This window comes from Streptomyces sp. TRM49041, from assembly GCF_008271805.1.
Lineage (GTDB): Bacteria > Actinomycetota > Actinomycetes > Streptomycetales > Streptomycetaceae > Streptomyces.
The window spans coordinates 36,235-62,401 of sequence record NZ_VSRY01000123.1 but is presented as its reverse complement, the minus strand read 5'-3'; the positions used below and the strand labels follow the sequence as shown (position 1 = coordinate 62,401).

General features: G+C 71.9%; 20 protein-coding genes, 1 tRNA gene and 3 pseudogenes. 11 read left to right on the top strand and 13 right to left on the bottom strand.

Going from position 1 to position 26,167, the window contains the following annotated elements; translation table 11 throughout:
• Positions 1 to 161: 161 nt before the first annotated feature.
• Positions 162 to 2,381, bottom strand: coding sequence for an NADP-dependent isocitrate dehydrogenase (locus tag FVS66_RS14875; RefSeq protein WP_149181672.1), 2,220 nt, complete (start codon positions 2,379 to 2,381; stop codon positions 162 to 164).
• A 141-nt stretch (positions 2,382 to 2,522) separates the two neighbouring features.
• Here FVS66_RS14875 and FVS66_RS14870 point away from each other — a divergent pair.
• The 3 genes and pseudogenes from FVS66_RS14870 (at position 2,523) to FVS66_RS14860 (ending at position 5,397) form a co-directional block, all read left to right on the top strand.
• Positions 2,523 to 3,390, top strand: a pseudogene (locus tag FVS66_RS14870) (LysR family transcriptional regulator).
• Between the two features lie 59 nt (positions 3,391 to 3,449).
• Positions 3,450 to 4,820: a carbohydrate-binding protein gene (locus FVS66_RS14865; protein ID WP_149181671.1), complete on the top strand. Its 1,371-nt coding sequence runs from the start codon at positions 3,450 to 3,452 to the stop codon at positions 4,818 to 4,820.
• A 169-nt stretch (positions 4,821 to 4,989) separates the two neighbouring features.
• Complete coding sequence (locus FVS66_RS14860; protein WP_149181670.1) at positions 4,990 to 5,397, top strand: DUF488 domain-containing protein; 408 nt, start codon at positions 4,990 to 4,992, stop codon at positions 5,395 to 5,397.
• A gap of 265 nt (positions 5,398 to 5,662) precedes the next feature.
• Here the strand turns inward: FVS66_RS14860 and FVS66_RS14855 are convergent, their stop codons facing one another.
• Positions 5,663 to 6,169, bottom strand: a complete 507-nt coding sequence (locus FVS66_RS14855; protein WP_149181669.1) for a DUF309 domain-containing protein — start codon at positions 6,167 to 6,169, stop codon at positions 5,663 to 5,665.
• 125 nt (positions 6,170 to 6,294) lie between these two features.
• Between FVS66_RS14855 and FVS66_RS14850 the strand changes: the two genes are divergently transcribed.
• Both FVS66_RS14850 and FVS66_RS14845 read left to right on the top strand, forming a co-directional pair.
• On the top strand, positions 6,295 to 8,964 hold the full coding sequence (locus tag FVS66_RS14850; RefSeq protein ID WP_149181668.1) for an AAA family ATPase: 2,670 nt from the start codon (positions 6,295 to 6,297) through the stop codon (positions 8,962 to 8,964).
• A gap of 50 nt (positions 8,965 to 9,014) precedes the next feature.
• Positions 9,015 to 9,088 (top strand) — tRNA-Pro (locus FVS66_RS14845).
• Between the two features lie 32 nt (positions 9,089 to 9,120).
• Here FVS66_RS14845 and FVS66_RS14840 read toward each other — a convergent pair.
• Positions 9,121 to 9,381, bottom strand: coding sequence for a hypothetical protein (locus tag FVS66_RS14840; RefSeq protein ID WP_149181667.1), 261 nt, complete (start codon positions 9,379 to 9,381; stop codon positions 9,121 to 9,123).
• Positions 9,382 to 9,641: 260 nt separating this feature from the next.
• Between FVS66_RS14840 and FVS66_RS14835 the strand changes: the two genes are divergently transcribed.
• The gene (locus FVS66_RS14835; RefSeq protein ID WP_149181666.1) at positions 9,642 to 11,150 is read left to right on the top strand and encodes a DUF4246 domain-containing protein; all 1,509 of its coding nucleotides are present in this window, start codon (positions 9,642 to 9,644) and stop codon (positions 11,148 to 11,150) included.
• A gap of 10 nt (positions 11,151 to 11,160) precedes the next feature.
• Here the strand turns inward: FVS66_RS14835 and FVS66_RS35965 are convergent.
• Both FVS66_RS35965 and FVS66_RS14825 read right to left on the bottom strand, forming a co-directional pair.
• A pseudogene (locus FVS66_RS35965) lies at positions 11,161 to 11,337 on the bottom strand (IS5/IS1182 family transposase); the annotation flags it as partial.
• A 194-nt stretch (positions 11,338 to 11,531) separates the two neighbouring features.
• On the bottom strand, positions 11,532 to 13,418 hold the full coding sequence (locus tag FVS66_RS14825; RefSeq protein WP_149181665.1) for an InlB B-repeat-containing protein: 1,887 nt from the start codon (positions 13,416 to 13,418) through the stop codon (positions 11,532 to 11,534).
• A gap of 204 nt (positions 13,419 to 13,622) precedes the next feature.
• Here FVS66_RS14825 and FVS66_RS35015 point away from each other — a divergent pair, with 204 nt between their 5' ends.
• Both FVS66_RS35015 and gdhA read left to right on the top strand, forming a co-directional pair.
• Entirely contained in the window at positions 13,623 to 14,408 is a 786-nt protein-coding gene (locus FVS66_RS35015) for a hypothetical protein (RefSeq protein ID WP_187645529.1), read from the top strand.
• A 30-nt stretch (positions 14,409 to 14,438) separates the two neighbouring features.
• Complete coding sequence (gdhA, locus tag FVS66_RS14815) at positions 14,439 to 15,785, top strand: NADP-specific glutamate dehydrogenase (RefSeq protein WP_149181664.1); 1,347 nt, start codon at positions 14,439 to 14,441, stop codon at positions 15,783 to 15,785.
• 342 nt (positions 15,786 to 16,127) lie between these two features.
• Here gdhA and FVS66_RS14810 read toward each other — a convergent pair whose 3' ends face one another.
• The 6 genes from FVS66_RS14810 to FVS66_RS14785 all read right to left on the bottom strand — a co-directional run bounded on the left by FVS66_RS14810 (position 16,128) and on the right by FVS66_RS14785 (position 20,885).
• Positions 16,128 to 16,340 (bottom strand): ferredoxin, encoded by a 213-nt coding sequence (locus tag FVS66_RS14810; protein ID WP_149181663.1) that lies wholly within the window; start codon positions 16,338 to 16,340, stop codon positions 16,128 to 16,130.
• Positions 16,341 to 16,344: 4 nt separating this feature from the next.
• Entirely contained in the window at positions 16,345 to 17,571 is a 1,227-nt protein-coding gene (locus FVS66_RS14805; protein WP_149181662.1) for a cytochrome P450, read from the bottom strand.
• A 64-nt stretch (positions 17,572 to 17,635) separates the two neighbouring features.
• On the bottom strand, positions 17,636 to 18,427 hold the full coding sequence (locus FVS66_RS14800) for an ABC transporter permease (protein ID WP_149181661.1): 792 nt from the start codon (positions 18,425 to 18,427) through the stop codon (positions 17,636 to 17,638).
• Positions 18,424 to 19,413, bottom strand: a complete 990-nt coding sequence (locus tag FVS66_RS14795) for an ATP-binding cassette domain-containing protein (RefSeq protein WP_149181660.1) — start codon at positions 19,411 to 19,413, stop codon at positions 18,424 to 18,426. The genes FVS66_RS14800 and FVS66_RS14795 overlap by 4 nt, the downstream gene beginning before the upstream one ends.
• Before the next feature lie 27 nt (positions 19,414 to 19,440).
• Entirely contained in the window at positions 19,441 to 20,277 is an 837-nt protein-coding gene (locus FVS66_RS14790; protein ID WP_149181659.1) for a DUF4097 family beta strand repeat-containing protein, read from the bottom strand.
• An 80-nt stretch (positions 20,278 to 20,357) separates the two neighbouring features.
• A complete protein-coding gene (locus FVS66_RS14785; protein ID WP_149181658.1) occupies positions 20,358 to 20,885 on the bottom strand; it encodes a hypothetical protein in 528 nt (175 codons plus the stop codon).
• 302 nt (positions 20,886 to 21,187) lie between these two features.
• Between FVS66_RS14785 and FVS66_RS14780 the strand changes: the two genes are divergently transcribed.
• On the top strand, positions 21,188 to 23,005 hold the full coding sequence (locus FVS66_RS14780; RefSeq protein WP_149181657.1) for a glycoside hydrolase family 15 protein: 1,818 nt from the start codon (positions 21,188 to 21,190) through the stop codon (positions 23,003 to 23,005).
• Positions 23,006 to 23,058: 53 nt separating this feature from the next.
• Here the strand turns inward: FVS66_RS14780 and FVS66_RS14775 are convergent, their stop codons facing one another.
• Both FVS66_RS14775 and FVS66_RS14770 read right to left on the bottom strand, forming a co-directional pair.
• Entirely contained in the window at positions 23,059 to 23,823 is a 765-nt protein-coding gene (locus FVS66_RS14775; RefSeq protein ID WP_149181656.1) for a TVP38/TMEM64 family protein, read from the bottom strand.
• Entirely contained in the window at positions 23,820 to 24,644 is an 825-nt protein-coding gene (locus FVS66_RS14770; protein WP_187645528.1) for a class I SAM-dependent methyltransferase, read from the bottom strand. The genes FVS66_RS14775 and FVS66_RS14770 overlap by 4 nt, the downstream gene beginning before the upstream one ends.
• 906 nt (positions 24,645 to 25,550) lie before the next feature.
• Between FVS66_RS14770 and FVS66_RS35960 the strand changes: the two are divergent.
• Positions 25,551 to 25,857: pseudogene (locus FVS66_RS35960) on the top strand (glycosyltransferase family 2 protein); the annotation flags it as partial.
• Positions 25,833 to 26,159: a DUF2180 family protein gene (locus tag FVS66_RS35955; RefSeq protein ID WP_262386999.1), complete on the top strand. Its 327-nt coding sequence runs from the start codon at positions 25,833 to 25,835 to the stop codon at positions 26,157 to 26,159. The pseudogene FVS66_RS35960 and the gene FVS66_RS35955, both read left to right, overlap by 25 nt.
• Positions 26,160 to 26,167: the final 8 nt, after the last annotated feature.

Below are 26,167 nucleotides of genomic sequence, written 5' to 3'. Positions count from 1 at the left end.
AGCTCGTGCCTAGAACGTACCGGGGTTTATGTCAATATATGCCGGATTCAGGCAGTCGATGGGCCGGCCGAGGAGAGTCGGCCGAGTAGAGACGTGGACGGTACGCGGGTACGGCAGAGGCCGTGCCGGGACATCCGGCACGGCCTCTGCGGCGGGTGGCGTCAGGCCAGGGCCGCCAGCGCCTGGTTGAAGGTCTGCGACGGGCGCATGACCGCCGCGGCCTTCTCCGGGTCCGGCTGGTAGTAGCCGCCGATGTCGGCCGGCTCGCCCTGCACGGCGATCAGCTCGTCGACGATGGTCTGCTCCTGCTCGGCGAGCGTCTTCGCCAGGTCGGCGAAGGCCTCCGCGAGCCGGGTGTCCTCCGTCTGCCTCGCCAGCTCCTGCGCCCAGTACAGGGCCAGGTAGAAGTGGCTGCCGCGGTTGTCGATCCCGCCCACGCGGCGGGTCGGCGACTTGTCCTCGTTGAGGAACGTCGCGGTGGCGCGGTCCAGCGTGTCGGCCAGCACCTTGGCGCGGGCGTTGCCCGTGACCTGGGACAGGTGCTCGAAGCTGACGGCCAGCGCGAGGAACTCGCCCAGGCTGTCCCAGCGCAGGTAGTTCTCCTTGACCAGCTGCTGCACGTGCTTCGGGGCGGAGCCGCCGGCGCCCGTCTCGAAGAGTCCGCCGCCGTTCATCAGCGGGACGACCGACAGCATCTTGGCGCTCGTGCCGAGCTCCAGGATCGGGAAGAGGTCGGTGAGGTAGTCACGCAGCACGTTGCCGGTGACGGAGATGGTGTTCTCGCCCCGGCGGATGCGCTCCAGGGAGAACTTCGTCGCCTCGACCGGCGACATGATCCGGATGTCGAGGCCCTCGGTGTCGTGCTCCGGCAGGTACGCGTTGACCTTCTCGATCAGCTGCGCGTCGTGCGCGCGGCCCTCGTCCAGCCAGAACACGGCCGGGTCGCCGGTGGCGCGGGCGCGGGTGACGGCCAGCTTCACCCAGTCCTTGATCGGCGCGTCCTTGGTCTGGCACATCCGGAAGATGTCGCCGGGGTTCACGGTCTGCTCCAGGACGACGTTGCCCGCCCGGTCCACGGCGCGGACCGTGCCCGCGGTCGTGATCTCGAAGGTCTTGTCGTGGCTGCCGTACTCCTCGGCCTTCTGCGCCATCAGGCCGACGTTCGGGACCGAGCCCATCGTCGACGGGTCGAGGGCGCCGTTGGCGCGGCAGTCCTCGATGACCGCCTGGTAGACACCGGAGTAGCTGCTGTCGGGCAGCACCGCGAGGGTGTCGGCCTCCTCGCCGTCCGGGCCCCACATGTGGCCGGACGTGCGGATCATGGCCGGCATCGAGGCGTCGACGATGACGTCGCTCGGCACGTGCAGGTTGGTGATGCCGCGGTCGGAGTCGACCATGGCGAGTTCCGGGCCCTCGGCCAGCTCGGCCTCGAAGGACGCCTTGATCTCGTCACCCTGGGGGAGCGACTCCAGGCCCTTGAGGATGCCGCCGAGGCCGTCGTTCGGGCTCAGGCCGGCGCCGGCGAGGACGTCACCGTACGCCTCGAAGGTCTTCGGGAAGAAGGCGCGGACCACGTGGCCGAAGACGATCGGGTCGGAGACCTTCATCATCGTGGCCTTCAGGTGGACGGAGAACAGCACGCCCTCGGCCTTGGCGCGGGCGACCTGCTCGGCCAGGAACTCGCGCAGCGCGGCCGCGCGCATGACGGACGCGTCCACGACCTCGTCCGCGAGTACCGGTACCGACTCGCGCAGCACGGTGGTGGTGCCGTCGGCGCCCGCCAGTTCGATACGGAGCGAGCCGCCCTCGGCGATCACCGCGGACTTCTCCGTCGAGCGGAAGTCGTCGGCGCCCATCGTCGCCACGTTGGTCTTGGAGTCGGCCGTCCAGGCGCCCATGCGGTGCGGGTGCGCCTTGGCGTAGTTCTTGACCGAGGCGGGTGCGCGGCGGTCGGAGTTGCCCTCACGCAGGACCGGGTTGACGGCGCTGCCCTTGACCTTGTCGTACCGGGCGCGGATGTCGCGCTCCTCGTCGGTCTTGGGGTCGTCCGGGTAGTCCGGCAGCGCGTAGCCCTGCTGCTGGAGCTCCGCGACGGCGGCCTTCAGCTGCGGGATCGACGCCGAGATGTTCGGCAGCTTGATGATGTTCGCGCCGGGTGTCCTGGCCAGCTCGCCGAGCTCCGCCAGGGCGTCCTCGATGCGCTGGCCCTCCTGGAGACGCTCCGGGAAGGAGGCGATGATCCGTCCGGCCAGGGAGATGTCGCGGGTCTCGACGCTGACGCCGGCCGTCGAGGCGTACGCCTGGACCACGGGCAGGAACGAGTACGTCGCCAGGGCCGGGGCCTCGTCAGTGTGGGTGTAGATGATGGTCGAGTCAGTCACCGGGTGCTCCGCTCCACGTCTGTAACATTGCTCGACATCAAGATATCTCGTGATCGACCCCCTCTCGACAGACCCCCTCCCACGGATTCCGTGCCGGTTCACCGGACCCGCGGGCAGACAGGTCTGGACCAGGGTATCGACCTGCTCGGAGGGGCCCGCGAGACTCGCCTCAGGGACCTCGGGTCGCGGCACTTGAAGACGGTGCGGGCGATCGCCGACGCGGGCGGCCTCACCAAGGCCGCCACCGCGCTCGGACCGGCCCAGCCGGCCTCAGCGCCCAGCTGAAGCGGATCGAGCGCGCGCTGGGCGGGACGCTCTTCGAGCCGGGGCGGCACGGTGTGAAGGCGACACCGCTGGGCGAGCTCGTACTGGAGCGGGCCAGGATCGTGCTGCCCGCCGTCAGCGAGCTCCGGCGGGACGCCGTACGGTTCGACAAGGGAGCGGCCGACGGCGCGGGCCGTGGCCGCTTCCGATTGGCACCTGCGGTGCCGACGCCCCGCCCGGGAGCGGACGGCTGGACTGGCGGGAGATCGCCACCGACCCCGTCTTCGTGATGCTGCCGACCGGACACCCTCGCCCGCCGCGACCGGGTCGACTTCGCCGACCCCGCGGACGCCGCCTGGACCGACGTACCCGGTGACGGCTGCTTCGCCGACTGCTTCCACGCCGCCTCGCCCGCGCGGGCTTCACCCCGGCCCGGGTGTACGAGACGGACACCGCGTCCTGCGTCCACCTGGTCCAGGTCGGCCGGGCCGTCGGCCTCTGCCGGGCCGCGTTCCCCGACACCGCGGGGCTCGTCACCCGACCCCTCGCCGGCACCCAGCTCGTCTGGCGCCACCTCATCGGCCGGCACCCGGCCGCGCCCGCCGCCCCCGCCGCGCCCTCGGTCCTCGACCGGGCGACGCGCGCCGCGCAGGCCGAGGCCGCGGTCCGTAGCCGGAGTTACGCCGCCTGGCGGGATGGCACGCCTTCCATAACGCCGAACAGAGAGAGAAACGACATCTTCTGAGGGATTTTCGGCAAGATCTACGGTTTCGGAACCCCCACCGAAACCGAGGAGAACACCTGATGCTCCCCAGACACGCCAGAGCCGCGTGTACCGCGGCTCTCGCCGCCGTCGGCGTACTCGTGCTGAGCGCACTGCCCGGCGTGGCGGCCGCCGAGCCCGCTCCGCCGGCCACCCCTTCGGCGGCCACGAGCCTGGGCGCCGACAAGCCGTCCCCCGACGTACTCGCCGCGATGCAGCGCGACTTGGGACTCACCAAGCCGCAGGCCCAGCAGCGCCTGGTGAACGAGGCCGAGGCGGGCGCCCTCGCCGGCCGCCTGCGCGGCACGCTCGGCGCGGACTACGCGGGCGCGTGGGTGCGCGGCGCCGTGTCCGCGACGCTCACCGTCGCGACCACCGACCCCGCCCACGCCGCCGCGATCCGCGCGGCCGGAGCCCAGGCGAAGGTCGTCGGGCACTCCGCGGCCGCGCTCGACGCCGCCAAGGCCGCGCTCGACCGGGCCGCCCTCCGCACCAACACCCTGAACATGCCCGTCTGGTACGTCGACGTGCGCACCAACTCCGTCACCGTCAAGGCCGCCAACCGGTCCGCCGCCGAGGCGTTCATCACCGCGTCCGGGGCCGACCCGTCCCTCTTCCGTGCCGAGGTGTCGGCGGAGCGGCCTCGCCCGCTGTACGACATCCGCGGCGGCGACGCGTACCACATGGGCGGCGGCCGCTGCTCCATCGGTTTCGCCGTCACCCGCGGTACCCAGCACGGCTTCGCCACCGCCGGCCACTGCGGCCCCGCGGGCGCCGCGACGAGCGGCTACAACCAGGTCGCCCAGGGCACCTTCCAGGCGTCCAGCTTCCCGGGCAGCGACATGGCCTGGGTGGCCACCAACACCGACTGGCGCTCCACGCCGTACGTCAAGGGCCAGGCCGGGCAGAACGTCCAGGTGACCGGGTCGGCGCAGGCGGTCGTCGGCGCGTCGGTCTGCCGCTCCGGGTCCACCACCGGATGGCACTGCGGGACGATCCTCCAGCACAACACCAGCGTCACGTACCCGGAGGGCACCGTCAGCGGCGTCACCCGCACCTCGGTGTGCGCCGAGCCCGGCGACTCGGGCGGCTCGTACATCTCCGGCAGCCAGGCCCAGGGCGTCGCCTCCGGCGGCTCCGGCGACTGCCGCGGCGGCGGGACGACGTACCACCAGCCCGTCAACCCGATCCTCCAGACGTACGGCCTGACGCTGACCACCACCCAGGCGCCCGGCGACCCGGGTGACCCGGGTGTCCCCGGCGACCCGGGCGGCACCTGGTCCGCGGGCACCGTCCACAACGTCGGCGACCAGGTCACGTACGGCGGCGCCACCTACCTCTGCCTCCAGTCCCACCAGGCCCGGACCGGCTGGGAGCCCCCCAGCGTCCCGGCCCTGTGGCAGCGCCTCTGACCGCACTCGCAGAAACGTCACGCCAGCCAGGGTCCAAGGTCCCCGGGGGCCAGAATCCCGGTCCCCGGGGCCCGCGAGGGCGAGGGGCGCGGGCCACCCCGGCTCGGGGCGCGTCCGTCCAGGCGGCCCACCCGTTGCGGCGCCCCCGCACCCGGGACAGGGTGGGGCCATGACGCGTACCGCGCCCCGTGTGCGCCTGCGGCGGGTGTACGAGGCCGCCCACCCCGACGACGGGGTGCGGGTCCTCGTCGACCGGCTGTGGCCGCGCGGGCTGGCCAAGGAGGACGCGCGGGTCGACGAGTGGCCCAAGTCCGTCACCCCCTCGACGGAGCTGCGGCGCTGGTTCCACGCCCAGGACGCCCGGGACGCCCGGGACGCCGAGGGCGGCGCGGCCGACGCGGTGTTCGAGGAGTTCCGGCGCCGGTACGAGGCAGAGCTCACGGAGCCGGAGGCGGCGCGCGCCCTCGACCGTATCCGTGAACTCGCCCGGCAGGGCACCCTGACCCTGCTCACCGCCGCCAAGGACCCGGAGCGCAGCCACGCCTCCGTGCTGCGCGACCTCCTCGGCGGCCGGTGACCGTATCCGTCCCGGCACCGCGACCGCCCATTTTCCGCCGAGCTCGACCAGGTCCGCGATCCGGCCAGGTCGTGTCCTGCGGATCACGCCTGGGCCGCGGGGTCCGGCACGCGACGGCGGCGGGATCCCCCAAGGCGGTAAGGGCCAGCGGGGACCCCCACGCACCGACGCCCTCCTCCGCCTTGCACCTCCACGCGCCGGACGCCGCTCACCGGCAGGGCAAGGGCACCCGGCCCGGATGCCGGCATGATCCGCCGGACACCCCCTAACGCGAGGTCAGCCCTGGTGCCTCGGCCACCGGGTCCACCGCCTCCGCGGAGCCCGTCTCCGCCCGCTCCGCCAGCTCCCGCGCCCACGCCACCAGCCCGCCGACGTCGATCCCGTACGGCCGCGCGCCCTCGGCCCCGTACGGTGCGATCCGCCCCGCGCCCCGCAGCAGCAGCCGCGCCCCGCCGACCCCGTTGCCGCGCGCCGCGTGCGTCAGCCCCACCGCCAGCTGCGCCAGCCCCCGCCACAGCTCACGCTCCGGCGCACGCCCCGCGTCGCCGCACGCCTTCCACGCGTCCTCCAGTACCTCGTGCGCATGGAACGGCAGCCCCGAGTCCAGCAGCCGCTGCGCCTCCCGCAGCGTCTCCTCCGGCGTACGCGCCACGCCCTCCGGCTGCCGCTCCACCCCCGGCGCCCCGTACGGCAGCGGGCGCCCGAGCCCGTCGCGCGGCCGCGCGCTCCGAGCGCGCCCCTCGGTGTCACGGTCCCGGCGATCCCTGTTCATCCGCCCATTGTCACCCCTGCCCCCGGCCAGTCACCCGTTCGGCGGACGGCCCGAACTGTGTGCCCCGCGCAGGGCACCGGGCTACCCTCGGCCGTCGAACTGGGCAAACATGGAAGGGAAGGACGATGCTGCCGTCCCGGGCGGAACATCAGCTGTCCGTACCGCTGCTGGAGCGCGAGCCGGAACTCGCGGCGGCCACGCACGCCGTCGACGCGCTGTGCGGTCCGGCCGCGGCCGGCGGGCTGCTGATCTATCGGGGCGAGGCCGGTATCGGCAAGACCGCCCTCCTCGCCGAGATCGGCCGGCGCGCCGCCGACCGCTGCACGGTCCTGTCCGGCAAGGGCGGCGAGACCGTCACGTCCGTGCCGTTCCACGTCGTACGCCAACTCCTGGTCCCCGCCCTCATGCCGCTGCCCGAGGACCGGCTCAGGCGGCTGTTCGGCGAGAGCTTCGACATCACGGCGCCCGCCCTCGGCCTCGCCGCGCCGAGCGCCCCGCTCGCCGATCCGCAGGGCGTACGGGACGGGCTCGACCGCGTCGTCACCCGCCTCGCCGAACAGCAGCACGCCAAACCGCTCGTCGTGCTCGTCGACGACGCGCACTGGGCCGACGCCGAGTCCCTGGCCTGGCTGGCCGCGTTCGCCGGACGGCTCCCCGGCCTGCCCCTCCTCATCGTCCTCGCACACCGCGCCGACGCCCCCGCGGAGCCTGCCGGGCCCGCGGACCCCGCCACCACGCTGCTCCGGCGCGTCGGCGACCAGGCCAGGCTCACCGTCACCCTGCACGCCCTCACCGAGGACGCCACCGCCGACCTGGCCCGCACCGCACTCGGCGAGCACACCGACGCGCCGTTCTGCCGCGAGGTCTGGGCCGTCACCGGCGGCAACCCGTACGAGACGGTCGAACTCCTCGCGACCGTACGGGACCGGATGCTGGAACCGGTCGCCCGCTCGGCCGGGCTCCTCCGCGACCTGGGGGCCTCGGCGCGCGGCAGCGGCCTGGTGGCCCGCCTCGAACGGCTGGGCACCGGCGCGACCCGGTTCGCCTGGGCGGCCGCCGTCCTCGGCACCGACATCTCCCAGCAGCTCGCCGCCACCCTCGCCGGAATGTCCCCCGCCGAGGCGGCCGACTGCACCGACCGGCTCCGGGACGCCCGCGTCGTCACCGGGACCGACCCGCTGGAGTTCGCCCACCCGCTCATAGCCACCGCCATATACCGCTCCATCCCGCCCGCCACCCGCACCGCCATGCACGGCCGCGCCGCCTGGGCGGTCACCCACGCGGGCCTCGGCGCGGCCGCCGCGTCCCGCCACCTCCTGGAGGTCCACCCGGACGACGACGCCGAAGTCGTCGCCCAGCTCCGCGACGCGGCCCGCGAACACCTCGCCGTCGGCGCCCCCGAGGCCGCCCGCCGCTGTCTGGAACGCGCCCTCCAGGAGCCCCCGCCGCCCGAGGCGTACGCCCAGGTCCTCTACGAAGTGGGCTGCGCCGCCCTCCTCACGTCCCCGGCCGCCACCATCCGGCACCTGCGCTCCGCGCTCGACCTGCCCGGCCTCGCACCGGCGCTCCGCACCGACGCCACCTACCGCCTCGCACAGGCCCTGGCCCACAGCAACCAGCTCCGCGACGCCTCCCTCACCGTCGCCGCCGAGGCCGCCCGCACCCCCGCGGGACCGGACCGGACCCGGCTGGAGGCCGCCCACTTCATGTACGAGTCGTTCCGCGCCGCCGAGGACGACCCGGAAGGCCGCTCCCGGCGCCTCCGGGACCTGGCCGACCACCTGCGCGGCACCGACAACGCCGAACGCGCCCTGCTGTCCCTGCGCGCCTTCGACGCGATGCTCCGCGGCGAGAACGCCACCCATGTCGTCGACCTGTGCGACCGCGCCCTCCTCGACGGCCGCCCCGCCCAGGGCGCGAGCTGGACCGACACCGAGTGGGGCTTCGAGACCCCCGCCATGATCGGCATCGCGTACGCCTTCGTCGACCGGCCCGACCGGGCCCGCGACCTCTTCGGGGAGGCCGTCCGCGCCTACGAGATCTCCGGCTGGAGCGGCGCCCACCTGGCCTTCGCCCACACCCTCCTCGGCCTCGCCCACCGCCGCGCCGGCGACCTGCCCCTCGCCGAGACATTCCTCCGCGAGGGCCTGCGGCTCGCCGACCGCGTCGGCGACGGCCTGGCCGTCCAGTGGGACGCGGTCTGTCTTCTCGTCGACACCCTCCTCGCCCGCGGCCGGGTCGGCGAGGCCCGCGAAATGGCCGACCGGTACGCCTTCGGCCCGCCCTGGCCCAGCGCCATGGTCCTGCCCGACGGCCCCTGCGTACGCGGCCGCCTCCTCCTCGCCGAAGGCCGCACCCGCGAGGCCGTCGCCGAACTGGAGGCCGCCGGCCGGGCTTCGGAGAACCGGGGCCGGCACAACGGCATCTGGGCGCCCTGGGCCTGCGACCTCGCCCGCGCCCTCGCCACCGAGGACCCGGACCGGGCCGGCCGCATCGCCACCCGCGCCCGTACCCGCGCGGAACACTTCGGGACCGACACCGCCATCGGCGAAGCCCTCCGCTGCGCCGCGCTGTTCGCCCGCCCCGACGACGCCGTACCGCTCCTCGCACGCGCGGTACGCCACCTGGAGGCGTCCCCCTCCGCGTACGAACACGCACTCGCCCGCCACGACTACGGCATCGCCCTGCGCTCCCGCTCCGAGCTCGCCCACGCCGCCACCCTGGCCACCGCCTGCGGCGCCGACGCCCTGGCCACCGCCGCCCACCGGGCGATGTCCGACCTGCCCGCGGAGTGAGGTAATGTTCTCTTGCGCGCTCACCCGGCGACCAGCCGGACCGAGCGCACCGGGACGTGGCGCAGCTTGGTAGCGCACTTGACTGGGGGTCAAGGGGTCGCAGGTTCAAATCCTGTCGTCCCGACTGTGCGGAAACGCAGGTCGGAGGCCGTTCTCTCATCCATGGGAGGGCGGCCTTTCGCGCGTGCCGAGTACGTCGACGGGGCACAGGACGTCCTGCGCCGCTTCCTCGTCCCCGCCCTCCCCAAGAACGGCGTGGACGCGACGGCGGTCGGCCGCGCACTCGAACCCTTCACCGGACACCACCTGGTCACATCGGTCCTGGAGGCGGCCGTCCTCGACGCCCAGCTCCGCGGCTCCGGCGAATCGTTCGGCTCGCACCTGGGCGCGGCCGGCGAACGCGCCTCCCGAAGGCACCCTGGCGCGACCACGCGCAGGGAGCTTTGCCGTACCTCATCACCTGAGACAGAACAGCCCTGCCGGACTCAGGCGCGGGCATCGAACGGACAAGCCCGCCGCTACGGAAGAGTGGAACCACCGCACCGCGTGACGGCAGGAGCGCTTCCACCCGCTGAGCCTCGGCGACGCCGCACCAGCGGACAGGCGCCACGGCTGCGGTGTCAGTCTGCTGAGCTATCCTTCCCGCCACCGCACACCGACTGTAGGGACCATGAGAATTGACCGGCCTGTCTGCTTTCCCGCTGCCCTTTCATGCTTCCCGTTCCATATCGTTCGCGACACCCCGAACGCTGCGGGAACTTCAGATGATGCAGTGCAGCGCGCACATTCGGGCGAAGCCGGGGTGGTTCGACAAGATGAACGATGCCGACATCGTCGCCAGGTGGACGCAAGAAGCGGTCGCCCAGGGCCTCACCGAAGCGCAGGTTCGTTACGTGCTTGCCGAACTCGTGCACTACGCCGAGCTGCGGGACGGACGGACCGGCATCGAGGTGTCCGCCGTCGACGGGGTGTGGCAGTCGGACACACTGGTCGACGACAAGCTCAGATCCCGGCTGCGCGAGGCGGTTCGGGTTCTGGAACAGGTGCCCGAAGCAGAACAGGACTGGCATCCCGGATCCGACGGGCAGGTACTGGATCTGGTTCATCCCTCACTGTTCTGCCTGGTGAGAGAGGTGAGCGGCGCGCCCGAGCGGGCTTGGCAGAATCCGACGGACCGCTACTCGAAGCACGAGTTCTCGGAGAAGTTCCAGTGGCTGCCCACGGACGTCGACGTCAGTGACGACGGCGATGTCGCCTTCCGTTCGTACGTCAACAACGTCCACCCCGAGGCGCATCACGAACTGGCCTCCGTCCTGCCGGACCTGTTCTCGCGCATGCGCCCGCTGCTGGAGAACGTGCTCACCGATCTGCGCCATCCGCGGCCCCTGCGGATCGAGGCCGATCCTTTCGGGTGGTACGACTCGGAACCGGAGTTTCCGGACAGGTCTTCCTACAGTGATGCCGCGGCCTACGCAGAAGCCCTCCGTGCATGGGAAGAGGCCCAGGTCGACTGGTGGGAGAACCGCCGCCCAGCCATCCCGGACGCCCCGGCCTTCACCCCGCACGACTCGCCCGATGAATCCGCCCGAGTCGACCTGCGCGGCCGCCGTCTTCAGGTCATCGTCAAGCTCGCCACCGTTCATCTCACCCCTGACAAGCCCGAATACCCAGGCGGTTCCTGGCATGTCGAGGGGATGTTGAACGAGCGGATCGTCTCGACCGGCATCTACTACTGGGACAGCGAGAACATCACCGAGAGTCGGCTGAGTTTCCGGGCGGCACTCGACGAGCCGCACTACGAACAGAACGACGACCACGGTCTGCGTGAGGTCTACGGCCTGGAGGACGAAGACGCACTGAACCAGATGCTGGGATCGGCATCGACGCCAGAGGGGCGCTGCCTGGCGTTCCCGAACATCCTGCAACACCGCGTCGGCTCATTCAGCCTCATGGACCCCACCCGCCCGGGACACCGCAAAATTCTTGCGTTCTTCCTGGTCGACCCGTCGGAAAAGATCGTCTCGACATCCGATGTGCCACCGCAGCAACCGTGGTCCGACACTTCGACCATGACGCTTGAGCAGGCCAAGAACCACCGTGAACAACTCATGCAGGAACGCAAGTTCTTCGTCGACGAACACAACGAGCAGCTCTACGAACGAGAATTCTCCCTCTGCGAGCACTGAACTTCTTCTGTCCTGAATACGTGCAGGTCAGAACGGTGCGGACGGACTGAACGAAAGTGCCGATGCGGCGGGTGGAACATCTGGCCCGCCGGAGCAGTCGCCAGGCTCTCAGTTGTGCGACGGCAGGCTCTCCAGGAGCCCGCAGCCAGGCGTGATCACGGTTGAACTCCCGGTAGTGCTCCTGCGCGGCGCGCGTCGCCGGAGCGGTTTCGGCCGCCGAGAACACCAGCACCTCGCGCGCGACCACCGCCGCAGCCGCATCGTCGGCGGCTGGAGCGATCGCGGACGTTGGTGGTGATCTTGCAGAGCCAGGCCGATCCGGTCGCCAGGACAGGAGTCGAGTGGTGGCGGGTGGCCGGCGTCGAGTCGTGCCTTCTACGGCTACCGCAGCACGATGAAGCCGTCCAGTGTGATCGGGCCGCGGTCGTCCGGGGCTCGTACGACGCGAATGGTGTGGGTGCCGGGGGCGAATTTCACGTCGGCGAGCACGCGCCGGGCAAGAGTCTTCCGAGAGGACGTTGAACGGGTCTGTCGCAGCTCACCGTCCACGTAGACCTGGAGCGAGCCGTGCCGCCGTCCCGTCGTTCCCACGACAGCGACCTCGCGGCCGGTGACCGTCAGCATCACCGACGCCGACGGCTGCCGGGTGGAGATCACGGTGCCTCCCCACGCCGACGCCCGATGCTCGCTCCTCCAAGCTCCTTCGTAGGTGCCGGCTGTTTCCTGAAAGGCGTCGACGGTCAAGGGCACCCCGGTGGCCCAGTCACCGACGTTGCCGTGGGAGTCGGTGGCGCGGGCGCGAAACTGGTACCGGGCCGTGGGGACGACCCTCGACGTGGTCCTGGTCGCCGCCACGGTCGGCAGCCCGACGGGAGCGAACCCGCCGCCGTTCACCGACACCTGCAGTTCATTGGTGCTCACCGGATCATCCGGGTCGATGGCGGTCCACGATGTCTCCAGCGGCACACCCGGGGGAATCCGCGCGGACAGTCGGGCCCCTACCGGGACGTGGGAGGCGGGTGGGCTGGTGAGCGGTGCGGTCGTGTCTCCGGGGACGAACCGCGCATGGACCGACGACGCGGAATCGAGCCGCAGGTGGCAGGTCGCCTCGCTACCGGAGCAGTCACCGCTCCAGCCACCGAACCGCCACCCGGGAAGGTCGGCCGTCTCGGTGAGGGTGACTCCCGTGCCCTGCAGGAAGTCGAAGGAGCAGGTGGTCCTGCATGTCTCGGTACCCGGGCTGACCGTCACCGTCCCATGGCCTTCGACGGTGACGGTCAGCGTCGTTCGGGGCTGGTCGCCGAGGGCGTACAAGCTGTCTCCGATGGCCAGGTGCCACCGCCCGTCGAAGTACGTCGCGAGGTTGTCAGGCTGATTCTCGAAGCGGGAGGACCAGGTGCCCACGTCGGACGCGAGCCGGACTGCCGGCTGCCCCGGGGCGCCGAGGTACAGCGCGTCGGAAACGGTGTAGGCGACCTGGCCGTCCGCGTTGACGGCCACGATCCTCGGCGTGCCGGCCGGCTCGGAACCGCCGATATCGGACAGCCGGCTGATCCCCCCTTGGGGATCCCGCACCCGGACCTGAACTCGTCCGTCGCTGTCAGGGTGCAGGAATGCGGTCCACCCGCCGGCAACGTCGTAGCTTTCGCCCTGGTCGGGTTGGTCACCACTCGGGGGAGTGAGCTGGATCTCGCGGCTTCCGTCGTGGAGCCAGACGGCGAACTCCTGGTCGCGGCAGCAGGGGTCGCCTTTCGCGTACACGACATTCATCCCGTCGGCCACCGGATAGAAATTCCACAGGGTTGTGTCGTGGGTGAGCTGTTCCGTGGCACCGTCGTGATAGCGCTTGATCTGGTACTCCCGGCCAGAACTCCAGTAGATGACCTCCCCGTTGGGAAGGAGGTCGTTCCGCCAGTTCCCCGCGTCGGTCGCCACCACCGTGGTCTGATGTGTGTTGACATTCCGGCGGTAGAGCGTCGTGCCGTTGCTCCAGATCGCGTACGTGCCGCGCACCTGCGGGGAGAGGGCCGAGTTGAGCGGGCCGAGGTCGGTCAGGTCGTTTCCACCCGACCATTCGTAGAGGCGCTCGGTGGTGATGTCGCTTCCCAGCGCCGAAAAGACCGCCCCCAGCGGAGTGAGCCATCCGTGGTCATGGTGGCGATCGGGAGCCGTGGGCAGTGTCGTGACCTCGCCACTGTTCCGGTCCTTGATCTTCAGTCGCGCGGGCGACGTGGACGGGTCACTGTAGAGGACTCGGGAGGGTGACACGTCGAGAATGGTTCCAGGCACCTGCTCGACCAGGGCCAAGCCTGGATCGAGATAATCCGCCGCACTCCTCTGGGCTGTTGCCGTCGTGGTGCCGACTGGCACCGATAGCCCGGCCACCGCGAGAAATACCAGCAGAGAAAGGAAACGCCGCATGCCGGCTCCCGGGTACGGAGGAGATATGCGGCGACTATAGGCTCACAAGGTGTGGAATTCGGTGACAGGACACGCCAGGTCGGGCGGGACGTCGGCGCCCCACAGCCCGCGCCGGCCGTGGACGGAAGAACGGTGCGCGGCGCGATCCGCGCCGACGGCACGCAGGTCCACCTGCCGGCCGCGATGAACGGGACCGGCCTGGTCCTGGCCCGGCGCGAAGTGGACGCGAAAACCGACGAGATCGCCGTCTTCCGGCCCCTGCTCGCCCCACTCGACCTGGCCGGGACCGTGGTCACCTTCGACGTCCTGCACAGTCGGACTGCGCACGCCCGCTTCCTCGTCGAAGACAAGAACGCGCACTACATCGCGCTGATCAAGGGCAACCACCTCACCCTCCACAAGCTGCTCAAGGCCCTGCCCCGGCGGGACGTGCCGCTGCTGGGCAAGACCCGGGCCACCGCCCACGGACGCGACGAGATCCGCCGCGTCAAAACCGCCACCGTCGCCCAACTGCCCTTCCCCCATGCCTCCCAGGCCCTGCAGATCGTGCGACGCCGACGCAACGTGACCACCGGCAAGGTCTCCCTCGACGGGCGTGCCGGTGGGCTGAGCGCGCGCGTGGCGCGGGGAGACGTCCGTGCCGAGCGGGGTCGGCAGCGACACCAGCAGAATCTGGCGCTGCTCGCCGACCGGCTCGTCGGCGATAGGCTCCACGAGGACCTCTCCGCCGTGTGGAGCAAGCACTCGAGGTTTACGCCCTCGCCCGTATTCAACGCTCCGGCGCTGCGAGCCGTATGGGTGGTCGACCGCCTGTCGGACCCTCACAACACCAAGTAGTCACGCCGGATCGGGAAAGCGAGACACACCATGAACGCCAGCGCACACATCGAGGCCGTCTACACGGAGATCTGCCGGCGAAACCCGGGGGAGGGCGAGTTCCACCAGGCGGCGGCCGAGGTGCTGGACTCCCTCAAGCCCGCCCTCGACCGGCACCCCGAGTACACCGGGACCGGAATCCTGGAACGGCTGTGCGAGCCCGAGCGTCAGCTGATCTTCCGGGTCCCGTGGGTCGACGACCACGGCGCCGTGCGCGTCAACCGGGGCTTCCGGGTCGAGTTCAACAGCGCCCTCGGCCCGTACAAGGGCGGTCTGCGGTTCCACCCGAGCGTCAATCTCGGCATCGTGAAATTCCTCGGCTTCGAACAGATCTTCAAGAACGCACTGACCGGGATGGCGATCGGCGGCGGCAAGGGCGGCGCCGACTTCGACCCCAAGGGCTGCTCGGACGGCGAGGTCATGCGGTTCTGCCAGTCCTTCATGACCGAACTCCACCGCCACCTCGGCGAGCACACCGACGTGCCCGCCGGAGACATCGGCGTGGGCGCCAGGGAGATCGGCTACCTCTTCGGGCAGTACAAGCGGATCACCAATCGCTACGAGTCCGGTGTCCTCACCGGCAAGCCGGTCGGCTGGGGCGGTTCCCACGTCCGTACCGAGGCGACGGGCTACGGCGCGGTGTACTTCGCCGAGGCGATGCTCGCCACGCGCGGCGCCGGCTTCGAGGGGCGCCGGGTGGTGGTCTCCGGATCCGGGAATGTGGCCGTGTACGCCGCGGAGAAGGTGCACGCCCTGGGTGGCCGTGTCATCGCGTGCAGCGACTCCTCCGGATACCTCGTCGATGAGAACGGCATCGACCTGGACCTGCTCAAGGACATCAAGGAGGTGCGCCGCGCCCGGATTTCCGCCTACGCGGAGGCGAAGCCGACCGCGCGCTTCTCGGCCCGCGGCACGGTGTACGACGTCCCGTGCGACATCGCGCTGCCCTGCGCGACCCAGAACGAGCTGGGCGGCGAGGACGCCGTGGCCCTGGTCAAGAACGGCGTCCGCGCGGTCGCCGAGGGCGCGAACATGCCGTGCACCCCCGAGGCGGTGGCGGTGTTCCGGGAGGCCGGCGTCCTCTTCGGCCCAGGGAAGGCCGCCAACGCGGGCGGCGTGGCCACCTCGGCGCTGGAGATGCAGCAGAACGCGGCCCGCGACACCTGGTCCTTCGAGGCGACGGAGACCCGGCTGGCCGCGGTGATGCGCGACGTCCACCGTCAGTGCCGCGACACCGCAGAGGCGTACGGCGGCAACTCCGAGGACTACGTGCTCGGCGCCAACGTGGCGGGCTTCCTGAAGGTGGCGCAGGCCATGACGGCGCAGGGCGTCATCTGAGGACCCGTTCCGCGTCACCGCCCGCGTGACGGCGTACGCAGGCTGCTCGCCCCGGCAGTACGAAGGAGCAGCCTGCAGTCGGCCGATCAGGCAGGCCATGCCATTTCGAGCGACGCGGCACAGGTGGCCCGCACGGTGCCGATGGGCTTCCTCGTCGCGTGCTTCGTCGCGGTGGCGGCCTGAGGGGAACGAGCTCCGTACAGGTCCTCAAGGCGCCCGTCACTTCGCCGACGCTCACGGTGGTCACCCTGCTCGCCTTGAGGGCGCACTTTCCGCCCGCCGCGGGGTGCCCGCACGGCCGTCGCCGTCAATGCTCCCGCCGCCGCCCCCGGCGGTCGGTTCTCATGGCTGTGCTCCGGGGTGTTCCGTGACGGAGAGGGCCGAGGCGGGGCACGCGCCGGCGGCGATGCGGACTGCCGCGTGCCGGTCGCTCGGCGGTCTGGCGTTCAGCAGGACGACCAGACCCTCGGTCTCGTCCTGGTCGAAGACCGCGGGTGCGGTCAGGGCGCACATGCCGGCGCCGAGGCAGCGGTCGCGGTCGACACGGACGTCCATGGGATCAGACCCCGTCCCAGGTGACCGGCAACCGGTGCACGCCGTAGATGTTCATGTCGGTGCGCAGCGGCACCTCTTCGGCCGGCACGTCGAGGCGCAGTGTGGGGAACCGTTCGAGCAGCGCGGGCAGGGCCACTGTCAGTTCGACGCGGGCCAGTTGCTGGCCCAGGCACTGGTGGATGCCGTGCCCGAAGCCCAGGTGGCCCGTGGCCTTGCGGCGCAGGTCGAGGACGTCGGGGTCGGGGAACCTCGCCGGGTCCCGGTCGGCTGCTTCGAGCGAGATGGTGACGCTTTCGCCTGCTGCGATCGTCAGGCCGTCCAGCTCGACGTCTTCCAGCGCGGTCTTCACGGTGGTGTGGGCGACCGTCAGGTAGCGCATCAGCTCTTCGACGGCGTGCGGTGCGAGATCGGGATCCGTGCGCAGGGCCTCCGCCTGGGCAGGATCGCCGAGCAGCGCGAACGTACCGTGGGCGATCATGTTGGCGGTGGTGTCGAGCCCGGCGGCCAGCAGGAAGCCGCCGAGGCCGACGAGTTCCTCGTCGGTGAGGTCCGAGTCCTGGGCGAGGTCGCCGAGCAGGTCGTCTGAGGCTTCGGCGCGCTTGGCTGCGACCGACTCGGCCATGTACTCCTGGAGTCCGGCGAACGCGGCGTACCGTTCCTCGGGCGTCACATCCATGGCCATGAGTGTGTGAGCGTGGTGCTGGAAGCGCTCCCGGTCGGCGTAGGGCACACCGAGGAGCTCGCAGATCATCAGCGCGGGGATGGGTCGGGCGAACGCCTCGACCAGGTCGGTGCCGGGCCCCCGGCGCTCCATCGCGTCCAGGTGCTCGGCGGTGATCTCCCGTAACCGCTCGGTGAGTCGGCGCATGCGGCGGACGGTGAACTTGCCCGTCAGGAGCCGGCGGAAACGGGTGTGCTCGGGGGCGTCCATGCCGGTCATGTCCCCGACGGGTGCGGGCGGCAGGGGGCCTTCGGGCCCATGGGGGAAGGGGTAGTGCATCAGCTCGTACCGCGAGCTGAAACGCGAGTCGCCCAGGATCGAGCGGACCGTGGAGTATCCGGTGGCGAGCCAGCCGACGTGCCCGTCGGGGTAGGTCATCCGGGCCAGCGGCCGCTCCGAGCGCAGCTCCGCGAGTCCGGCGGGCGGGTCGAAGGGGCAGCCGGCGGCACGCCGAGTGGGAAGCGTGACGGGTTCGGTGCCATCGGGTCGGGGTGACGGTTCGTGCTGCATGGTGTCCTCCGTGGAGAGTGATGTGCGGTGCGCTGCGACGTGGGGTGGCGGAGAGGGGCGGTACTCACCGCTTGGCGGTACGGCCGAAGGCGGACCGCGCCCAGAGGTAGCCGACGAGGGAGAGCCCGGCGCACCAGGCGAGCGCGACATATCCGCTGGTGCCGATCGCGGTGCCCATGAGCAGGCCGCGCAGGGTCTCGATGACCGGGGTGAAGGGCTGGTACTCGGCGAACCAGCGCAGCCCCGTGGGCATCGAGTCGGTCGGGACGACGGCGCTGCCCAGGAAGGGCAGGAAGGTCAGCGGCAACGGAGTGTTGCTGGCCGACTCGGGGGTCTTGGCCACCAGGCCCATGCCGGCCGACAGCCAGGTCAGCGCGAGGATGAGCAGTGTCAGCAGGCCGACCGCGGCGATCCACTCGACGAGGGAGGCGTCGGGACGGAATCCGATGGCGAGCGCGACGCCGATCACCAGGGCGACGGCGACCAGGGTCTGGAGGACGCCGCCGACGACGTGCCCGGTCAGGAACGCGGCGCGGGAGATCGACATCGTACGGAAGCGGTTGACGATGCCCTCGGTCATGTCGACGCAGACGCCGACCGCCGTCATGACCGCCCCGGCGGTCGCGGCCATCAGGATGATGCCGGGCGCGACGTAGTCGATGTACTCGCCGCCACCGGTGGGAGCGCCGGAGATGCCGGCGCCGAGGGCGCCGCCGAAGGCGTAGTTGAACAGCAGCAGCATCATCACCGGCATGGCGACGACGGAGATCGTCATCGCGGGATAGCGGAGCGCGTGCTTGAGGTTGCGCCGCAGCATCGTCATGGAGTCGCTGACGGCATACGTGAGAGTGCTCATCGGGCCATCTCCGGGGTGGTGTCGGGTGCGCTGTGACCGGTGAGGGTCAGGAAGACGTCGTCGAGGTCGGGTGTGTGCACGGTCAGCGATTCGGCCCGCAGCGCCGCGCCGTCCAGGATGTCGAGTACGGCCCGAAGGGTCGGGATACCGCCGTCGCCGGGGATGCGGAGCGTGAGTTCTTCGGGATCGCGTGCGGCGGCGCCGAAGTGGCGTGCGGCGGTGTCGAGTTCGGCGAGCCCGGAGAAGCGCAGCCGGATGTGGCCGCCGGGGATGAGGCGCTTGAGTTCGTCGGCGGTTCCCTCGGCGACCAGCCTGCCCTTGTCGAGGACGGCGATGCGGTCGGCGAGCTGGTCGGCTTCCTCCAGGTACTGCGTGGTCAGGAAGACGGTGACACCGTGGTCCCCGACGAGCCCGCGGATGATCTCCCACATGGTGCGGCGGCTGCGGGGATCGAGGCCGGTGGTCGGCTCGTCGAGGAAGATGATCCTCGGATCGCCGACCAGGGTCATCGCCAGATCGAGCTTGCGGCGCATGCCGCCGGAGAGGGTGGAGACCGGTTTGCGGGCAGCCTCCGCGAGTTCGAATCGCTCGAGGAGTTCGGCCGCGCGGCGGTGGCCGTCGCGCCGTGGCAGGTGCCGGAGATCCGCCATGAGGAGCAGGTTCTCCTCTGCGGTGAGGAGATGGTCGACGGCGGCGAACTGGCCGGTGACACCGATGGCGGCGCGAACGCCGTCGGGCCGGTCGGCGAGGTCGTGGCCGGCGACCCGCGCCTGCCCGGCGTCGGGCGCGATGAGCGTCGACAGGATCTCGACGGTGGTGGTCTTGCCGGCTCCGTTGGGGCCCAGGAGGGCGAAGACCGTGCCCTCGGGGATGTTCAGGTCGATGCCGTCGAGGACGACCTTGTCGCCGTACGACTTGTGCAGGCCGAGGGCGGAGATGGCGGGCGGTGCCGTGGTGGTGGCCTTGTCGGTGGATGTCGTGGTCATGGGTTCCGCTCTTCCTTCCGGGGGAGGTCAGGCGCGACGGATCACGATGTCGCCGACACCGGTACGGGCATGGATCTCGACGGTCTCGTCGGAGGTGCTGGGGCCTTCGGCGGTGTCGAGCGCGTTGCGGACCGTGCCGAACTTGGAGTTGACGTCCAGCCAGGCCGCGGTGGACTCGGGGATGCCGACCTCCACGTCGCCGACGCCGGTGTGGAGGTCGATCGCGCCGCGCGCCACCCGCTGCACGCTGATCGCACCGTTGGCGGACTTGGCCTCGACCGAGGCGTGCGCGATGCCGACCGCGATGCGGCCGTTGGCGGCGTTGGCCTTCAGATCACCGGTGATCTCACCGATCACGGTCTCGCCGTTTCCGTTCTTGACGGTCGCCGCTCCCACGATCTCGCCGACGTCGACCCGGCCCGCCCCGTGGATCTCGGCGTCGCCCGCCGCTCGGTCGACGCGGATGTCGCCGTGGCCGGTCCGCAGGTTCACGGCGGAAGCCTCGTCGAGCCGGATATCACCGAAGGACGTCTTGATGCGGCACTCGCCGAGCGGTCCTTCGCCGATGTAGTCGCCCATGGGAGAGGTGCTGCGGACGTGCGATCCGGCGGGGAGCCGGACGGTCACGTCGATCGATCCGCTCTTGCCGAACAGGGAGCGCTTCTTGGGCCCCTTGAGGGAGAGGGTGCCGTTGGCGTACGTGACCCCTGTCTGCTCCGCGGCCCGTACGTCGGCGTCGTCGGCGCCGTTGCTCGGCAGCACCTCGACGACCGTGTCCTGGCGCTCGCTCGCGGTGAGTCGCACATTGCCGACCTCGAACTCGAGGCTCGCTGTGATGGCTGCGGGGGTTTCGTAAGAAGGCATGGCTGTTCCGTCCTCTTGACTCTGGAGTGTGTTTCCGCAGGTGGGGCGGTCGTGCGTGACGTGGGGGCGAAGGACTCCGGCTAGCGGACCCAGCCCCGGTAGCTCTGGCCGCGGCCCGGGGCACGAGCGGCCGGCCGGTCCGGACCGCCGCCCGGCTCCAAGGCGCCGGCCACGGCCCGTACGAGCCAGGCGTTGACGGACAGGCCCTCCCGGCCGGCCGCCTCCTCGACCCGGGCCTTCAGCGGCGCCGGGAGCCGGAAGTTGATCCGGGCCGTTCCCCCTTCTTCGCTGTCCGCCGGGGATGGCGCCAAAGGTGCCACTGGTGGTGCCATGGCGGGCGCCTCCTCGGCGGGCACCTCGGTGGCGGGCGGTGCCGTCACTGCGAACTCGGGGTCGAGCCCCCGCAGGCGGACATCCACCGAGCCCGGGGCCAGCTCGCGGGTGATCTCCTCCGAGGCGGCGGAGAGTGCGTTCAGAAGGGTCAGCCGTGCGGCCGACTCCAAGGGTGCGGTGAGCCGCTCGGCCAGGGCGCGTGCCTCGTCCCCGCCGGCGTTCGCGGCGACCGCGAGCTCACGGCGGAGATGATCGACGTAGGGGGTCAGGTCCATGCGAACCATAGTGGCACCATGATGGTGCCATGGCAAGTGATTGTGGCGCCATGTGGCATCAGTGGGGTGTTGTAGTGGTGCATTCCGCGGTCCGCTGGGTGGTGTCACCCGCAGGGCCGCGGTGCCGCCGTCGGGTCACACCCCTGGGGCTTTCAATTCGCTCCTCGGCGGTGCTGCGGCTCCGCCGAACAGGGGAGCGGCGCTGCGTGGCTGGTGGCCAGGCGGGGACGTCGGGCGCGAGAGTCGGAGGCAGGCGCCGTACGCGGGAGCGGAGGAGGGGTCGTGCGACCGGAGGACTCGGCATGAGCGTGCCGGCCAGTACGCCCATCGGGGACTACGCGCTGCTCTCCGACCGGCACAGCGCCGCCCTCGTCAGCCGCGCGGGCGCGGTCGACTGGCTCTGCTTCCCGCGCTTCGACAGCGCCGCCGTGTTCGCCGCCCTCCTCGACGAGCGCGCCGGAAGCTGGACGGTCCGGCCGAGTGGCCGGGCCGAGGTGTCGCGGGCGTACGTCGGCGACAGCATGGTGCTGCGCACCGTCTTCACCACACCCACCGGGACGGTGACCCTCACCGACGCCCTGGCGACCGGGCCCGGCGACGATCCGCACAAGCTCGGGGCCGGGGCGCCTCATCTGCTGACGAGGTCCGTCACCTGTACCGAGGGGACCGCCGAGGTCGGCGTCGAGTTCCGGCCACGCCCCGAGTACGGGCTGGTCGTGCCCATGCTGTCGGTCTGCGACGGCGGGATCCAGGCCCGGGGCGGCCCCGCCGTCCTCACCCTCACCAGCCCGCTGCCGCTCGGCCTCGACAGCGACGTCGCCACCGGCGGCGCCACGCTGGAGGCCGGCGACACACTCCACTTCGCGCTCCACTGGGCGCCGCTCGGCGCGCCCGCCCCGCGGGTGTGGGGTCAGCGGGAGATCGCCGAGGAGCTCGCGCGTACCGTCGCGGCCTGGCAGGAGTGGTCGCGCATGCACCAGTCGTACACCGGCCCCTGGAAAGAGCAGGTGCACCGATCCGGGCGCGTCCTGCAGGCGCTGTCGTACCAGCCCACCGGGGCCATCGTGGCGGCCGCGACGACCTCACTGCCCGAGGACCCCGGGGGCGTACGGAACTGGGACTACCGCTACGCCTGGGTGCGGGACGCCGCGTTCACCATGGACGCCCTCTGGGTGGCCGCCTGCCCCGACGAGGCCGAGGAGTTCTTCACCTTCATGGCTGCCGCCGCTGCCACCGGCTGGACGCACTCGCACCTCCAGATCATGTACGGCATCGGCGGCGAACACGACCTCACCGAACGTGAACTGCCCCATCTGACCGGCTGGTCCGCGAGCCGCCCGGTCCGGGTCGGCAACGGCGCCTGGAGCCAGCCCCAGCTCGACGTGTACGGCGAACTCCTCGACACCGCCGCCCGCTTCGAGGACCAGCTGCGCGACCGGCGCGCCCTGTGCGGCTTCCTCACCGGACTCGCCGACAGCGCCGCTCAGGTGTGGCGCCGCGCCGACCACGGTATCTGGGAGATCCGCGGCGAGCCGCGGCACTTCCTGTACTCCAAACTCATGTGCTGGGTCGCGCTCGACCGGGCCGTACGCCTCGCCGGGCATCTCGACGCCGCCGAACGGGCCGAGGAGTGGCGCGCCACCCGCGACGAGATCCGGGACTCCATCCTCGCCCGTGGCTGGAACCCGACGGTCCGCGCCTTCACCCAGTCCTTCGGCAGTGACGCCCTGGACGCGTCCGCCCTCATGCTGCCCCTGACGGGTTTCCTGCCCGCCGACGACCCGCGCGTACTGGCCACGATCGATGCCGTCGCCGACCGGCTGACAGACCGCCGCGGGCTCGTACGCCGCTACGACACCGCCACGGGCGTCGACGGGCTGAGCGGCGACGAGGGCAGCTTCCTGCTGTGCACGTTCTGGCTCGCCCAGGCCCAGGCACTGGCCGGGTACACCGCCCGGGCCCGTACCACCTTCGAGCGGGCAGCCGCCCACGCCAACGACCTCGGCCTCCTCGCCGAACAGGCCGACCCCCGCACGGGAGAGCCGCTCGGCAACTTCCCCCAGGCGTTCAGCCACATCGGTCTCATCAACGCCGCCTGGGCCATCTCCCAGGCGGGGTGACGAGGTGGGCGACGGGCTTGAACCACGTGTCCGCCGGGGGCGTCATGCCGTCCTCATATGTCCGCGCCGCCGTCTGCCCCGGCCGCCCCGGCGACCCGTCTGGCCTCGTCGGGCATTCCGCCCTCGTCCGCCTTCGGTGTGCAGGGACGGAAGACACGGCCCGCCCACCAGCCGCCCGCGCTCAGCACGAGCAGCCCGCCCAGGGAGAGCCACAGCAGCGGTGACCCGGGGTCGGCCAGGGCGCCGCCGAGCCCGGTGTAGACGAGCGTGGCGGGGACGATGCCCAGCGTCGTGGCCGTCATGTACGAGGAGAACCGGACGCCCGACACCCCTGCCCCGTAGTTGATCACGCCGAACGGGAAGAGCGGGACCAGCCGCACCAGCAGGACCGCCACGAACCCACGCCGTGTCAGATACGCGTCCAGACGCGCCAGGCGCCCCGAACCGGCGTACCGGGCCACCGCCGGACGTCCCAGCCAGCGCGCGAGGCCGAACGACAGGGCAGCCCCCGCCGTCGCCCCCACCAGCACGGCACCCGCGCCCAGCGGCAGCCCGAACAGCGCTCCGGCGGACGCGGTCAGCACGGAGCCGGGCAGCAGCGCCGTCACCGCGAGGGCGTAGCAGCCGGCGAAGACCACCGGGCCCCAGACGCCGAGCGAGTCCACCCACGCACGGACGTCGCGCAGCAGGTCCGCGCCGCCCAGGGCCACCCAGCACCCCAGTGCCAGCAGCAGCACCACGAGTACCGCCAGCCGCCCCCTCGCGGCGCGCGGGGTGGTGGCAGGTCCGGCGGCGGCGGGGAGGGGCGGGCGGCTCATGGGCGCTCCTGCGGGAGATGGTCGGTGCGGTCGGCGTGGTGGGAACGGTGGGTGCGGTCGGTGCGGTCGGAAGGGAGTTCGGCAAGGACGCGACGCAGGGGGAGCTCGATACGCCGCCCCTGGCCGATCCAGCGCGCCAGGGACCGCTTGGCGGACTCGGCGCGCCGGGGTGTCAGGCTCGGCAGATACAGGGCGTCGACCAGCAGCGCGGCAGACTCGGGCGAGGGCAGCGTGAGGGTGAACACGCGGTGTTCGTCGGACCGGACGCGGAAGCCGGCGGTGCCGAGCACCTCGGCCGCGCCGTCGCGCGCCTGCGGGTTGGGCCAGCGCTGGCGGGCCACCCGCAGGGTGAGCATCACCCGGGCCCAGGCGGCCAGACCTGCGGGGGAGAGGCCGGAGGCCGAAGGCACCAGCGCCGCGAGCGTCCCGCCCGGGCGCAGCACGCGCCGTACCTCGGCCAGGACGCGGGGCAGGGGCGTCACGACCGGCAGACACATCGCCGCGCAGACCGCCGCCGCACTGTCCGAGGCCAGCGGGAGGTCGTCCACGCTCGCCCGCACGAGTGGACCCCGGCCCCGGCGTGCCGCCTCGGCGAGTTCCGCCGCGGACAGGTCGACGCCGATCCAGTCGGCGTCCGGCAACTCCGCGCGCGTGGGCGCCGAACCGCACGCCAGGTCCACCACCGGGCCGTCGACGCCCCGCAGGGGCTCGGTCAGCCAGGCGTAAGGGGAGGCGTCCGCGAGGGCGAGGAACCGCTCGGTGATGCCGGCCCGGGACCGGTGGTACGCGGCGATGAAGCACCGCCACTCCTGTTCGTCCATCAGGTCATCGCCTCTCTCACCCCTCTCTCGCGCACCCACGGCCCCTTCCGTTCACCCGCTCGGCCACCGGCACCCTGCCCGGCCGCGACCGCATTCCGCCAGGGACACGCCGGACACGCCGGGCGGACACGCCGGGCGGACACGCCGGGCCCGTCGAACCGCACGCCGCCCTCCCGTGTCCCCGCCGACGGCACCGAAGCCCGCGTCACCGTCCGCACCGGGACCCGCGTCGCGCCATCCGCCCCGACATGCCACGCGTCCGCGCCTCCCTCACCGGCCCCGCCGGCCCGACCGTCGAGGCCCCGCAGGCCCTGACGGCTCGTACGAAGTGGTCTACGACCACGTCGTGTCCCTCACCGGGTACGCAGGCGACGCCGCGCTCCACCGTCGGCGCGACCCACGACCCCTGGCGGGACGTGCGCGCCGGGGTTTTCGCCGCGCCGGGGCGGGTTACCCGATGGCCCCGGCGGCACGGTCCGCCGCTCCCGGACGGGTCGAGGAGACGTACCGTGCACTGGCTGGTCACCCTGCTGTTGAGCGGCGGTCGTCATGACGGCTCTCGCGGCGCCTGGGCACGCATACCCGCAGGCGAGTCCTGGCGCTGCGGCTGACCACGCTCCGCGAGGCGACGGGCGGCACCGGACGGCCGCACTCGGCCAGCGACGCGGGGCTCCTCGGTTCCCTGGCGGTGGACATCATGCGTGTACAGGTCGACCTCCGCCGGCACGCCGAGAGCTACTGCTTCCGGCGCAGTGAACGGCCCGGCGGGGTGGTGCACGGCGGGCGCCGCACGGCCGGGTGCTCGCCGCAGGTTCGCCGCCGCCCCGTTTCAGGGCGCTCCGAAAGGATAGCCGGGGGAGAAGGGCGAGAGCGGCGACAGCGCCGCGTACGGGAAGGAGCCGCGACGTGGCCGACCCGCGTAGTACCGTCGTCGTCATCATCACGCACGACCGGTGCGGCGAGCCGCTCCGCACCCTCGACGTGATGGCGCGACTGCCGGAACGGCCACCGATCACGGTGGTGGACAACGCCTCGTCGGACGGCACCACCGAGGCCGTCGCCCGGCGCCACCCGGACGTCACGCTCTTGACCCCGGCCGGCCGCCGACCTCGGCGCGGTGGGCCGCACCCTGGCCGCCGTACGCCGGGCCCGTACGCCGTACATCGCCTTCTGCGACGACGGCTCCTGGTGGGCCTCCGCTTCGCCGGCCGGCCCTCCGCAGAACGCTGCACCTGGCCCGCCGGTACATCGGATGAACAGGTGACGGAGGTCCCGGCGGCGAAACCGCCGGAGCCGAAAGTGAGGACGACTGTGAACTGTTACGAATGCACTCAGCCGAACACCGCCGTCGCCGTGTGCCACTTCTGCGGCGCCGGCCTGTGCCGCGACCACGTGCATGTGCGCGGCGAGGAGGTCCACGAACTCGCCGGTACGGCACCGACCCACGCCGGGCGCGGCCGACGCATGCTGTGCCGGATCTGCGTCGGCGTACCGCACGTGGCCTCCGAGGTCTGACCGACGCC